The 2,701-nt window shown below is 40.8% G+C and carries 3 protein-coding genes; all 3 read left to right on the top strand.

Annotated elements, in window-relative coordinates:
- Window positions 1-150: 150 nt before the first annotated feature.
- The 3 genes from IDZ20_RS05475 (at window position 151) to IDZ20_RS05465 (ending at window position 2,646) form a co-directional block, all read left to right on the top strand.
- Window positions 151-1,200, top strand: a complete 1,050-nt coding sequence (locus tag IDZ20_RS05475) for an SH3 domain-containing protein (protein ID WP_188150424.1) — start codon at window positions 151-153, stop codon at window positions 1,198-1,200.
- Between the two features lie 129 nt (window positions 1,201-1,329).
- Entirely contained in the window at window positions 1,330-1,797 is a 468-nt protein-coding gene (locus IDZ20_RS05470; RefSeq protein WP_188150423.1) for a hypothetical protein, read from the top strand.
- 138 nt (window positions 1,798-1,935) lie between these two features.
- Complete coding sequence (locus IDZ20_RS05465) at window positions 1,936-2,646, top strand: SIR2 family NAD-dependent protein deacylase (RefSeq protein WP_188150422.1); 711 nt, start codon at window positions 1,936-1,938, stop codon at window positions 2,644-2,646.
- The last annotated feature ends 55 nt before the right edge of the window (window positions 2,647-2,701 follow it).

Raw genomic sequence — 2,701 nt, 5'->3', positions numbered from 1 at the left:
GGCTATTTTACAGCTCGCCTTCCTATTTTTAAAAAGTGTCGCGGTTAGTATATGAATTCGGGGCTTATAACAAAGCATTCCAGCGGACAAGCCGCTGAATGCGGCGTTAGATTCCTAGGCTCCTGCTAAGACGGAAGATCATATAGAACCATGGATAGAAGTATCGAAAAAATCATCAATCCGCTTTGGTTGGAGTCAATAAGGAAGATGGAAAAGCAATTGAGCCTTACTGCATCAGTGTTTCAGGAATCTGAAACAATGCGAACAATAAGAAAGCTCAGTGAAACAACAAGGCTGGCATCCTTGGCTTTTAACGAATCAGAATTAATGAAATCCGCTCGGATTGCCGCCGACAGTAGTAGACTCGCTTCGCTTGCTTTCCACGAATCGGATGCCATGAAGTCTATTAGGCAATTGACAGAATCAAGTCGGCTGGCAACGTTAGCTCTACAAGAATCGGATGCTATGAGGTCTTTTAAGGCTGTAGCTGAATCAGTCCGACTATCCTCTCTAGCATTTCAGCAGTCTGATTTTGCGAAGCAGCTGGAAAATTTTGAAAAAACAAGCCAGCTTGCATCAATTGCTTTGCAGCAATCTGAAGCATTTAAGCAAATATCTCAAATTAGTAACTTGGCGTCATTTAAAGCTTTAGCCAGTCTAGATAACAGCCCATTTCCTCAAAGTGCAGCCTTGGCCTTTATATCGGAAATGGGCAAGACTGATATAACTGATGAATCTCTTAAAGAGATAGATGCTCAAATAAGCGCAGAGATATATTCGCAAACAGATTTTAATGCGCTATCTGACAAAACTAAGAGCATCTTGCTCTATTTATACCACTATTATTTTTTGCCGTTTTTACTTAGTTGCCTATCTGCTTACATGATGACCAATGCAGTGGAAGCAAGAAAAGAGCTGGAGTCTATATCTACGCCTACCGAGGTAAGGCAATTTACTCGCGCACCTAACCATAGTTTTGATCGATCCTCGCTAAAGGGATTTCGTGTCACAACAGTACAATCTCTTCATTTTAGAGAAGGCCCCAGTATGAAATCCGAAATAATAACGACTTTGCCAATTGGTTCGTTAGTCGAGGTAATAGATAAATCATATCGCTCATGGCTTCTAGTTGAAGTAGAGATTGATGGAGTGCTTGAGCATGGCTGGGTGTCGAGACGCTATACAGCATATTTTAAATGAATCTAACAAACGGTTGCACCGGACAAATTTCCGCTGTCACCTTTTGTGCAAAAGACGCACAAAAGCCGCCATCAAAAATTTTCTCGGTGAGCCGGGCGTTATGTTTCTTCAAAAATTGGATAGTGCCAAATGAAAAAGTTATTTCTTCTATTTTCTTGTATCTACTTTTATGGATGTTCTGCAGTTTATATTCCACCAGAGAACGTAAATTTAGTCTCAGTAACATATGTTACTAAATCTTCACCTAAAGCTGGGAGATTTATTAAACCTGTAATGTCAATCTTGAAATATGAAAATGGCGACTGTTCAACTCAGACAATTATGGGGGATCTATTTGGCACCATGGAGGAGCCAGGCAGGGTTCATGTCCAAGTTGCTGCAGGTGAGCAGCTTTTTAATACTTATTCTACAATGGGAAGTAGCGGTTCAAGTATGGTTGTGACAGTTGTCGGGTCAAAATTTACTCCTGTTCTCGGCCATAGGTATGAAATTGAGGTGCTTTATAATGATAAAGCTGTGGTGAGAGATATTACTGAGTTAGAGCCTGTAATAATTGCGGCGGGCGTGGAGAAATATGAACTATGCAGGCCTAAGTAATATGCTCGGAAAACATAACAAAACGTGCTAGCTGACATTTTGGCCGGCGCTCCGTTTTGTGTATGGCTTCACCATTTTACACAAAACTTCACACCAACCAAAATGCAGCTGCACTCTGCGTTAGATTGAGACAGGGATATGCCCAAAGATATCGATTACAACAAGATTGTTATTTTCACTGGTGCGGGAGTAAGTGCTGAAAGTGGCATTAGAACCTTCAGAGATTTGAACGGGTATTGGAAAGAATTTTCTATCGAAGAGGTGGCCACCCCTTGTGCTTGGAAAAATAATCCAGAAGCAGTTTTAAGTTTCTACAATGAACGAAGAGAGATTGCATGTAAGGCAGAACCAAATGAAGCGCATTTTTCCATTGCAGCTTTAGAAAAAAAGTATGATGTAATAGTCATTACACAAAATGTAGATGATTTACATGAAAGAGCAGGTTCTAGCAATGTAATACACCTACACGGAGAGTTAGGTAAAGCTAGAAGCACTTCCGGTAATGAAAAAGCATATTCTATAAATGGAAATGCAATCTCTATTGGAGATTTGTGCCCCAACGGAAGTCAGCTTAGACCACATATTGTGTGGTTTGGTGAAGATATTCAAAATTATGAAGAGGCTATGCAGCACATTAAGTTAGCCGGTCGAATAATGGTGGTGGGCACATCTCTAAATGTATACCCTGCGGCTGGCATGCTGAAAAAGGCGCGGCATAGAGCCGATAAGGTACTAATTACATTAGATGTAGATAAAAGGCCCTACGGCTATAACTATTTACAGTCCAAAGCTACTGAAATGGTACCGTTTATAGTAGAGCGTTGGTTGAAGGGGTTAAAATCAACCTAGTATCAAGCCTGAAGTGCGACAAAGGTTGTTAGTTTCCATATAGAATATCCGCTGG

The sequence above is a fragment of the Teredinibacter waterburyi genome (assembly GCF_001922985.1).
GTDB lineage: Bacteria > Pseudomonadota > Gammaproteobacteria > Pseudomonadales > Cellvibrionaceae > Teredinibacter > Teredinibacter waterburyi.
The sequence above is the reverse complement of the archived record's forward strand: the minus strand, read 5'-3'. Positions and strand labels throughout refer to the sequence as shown.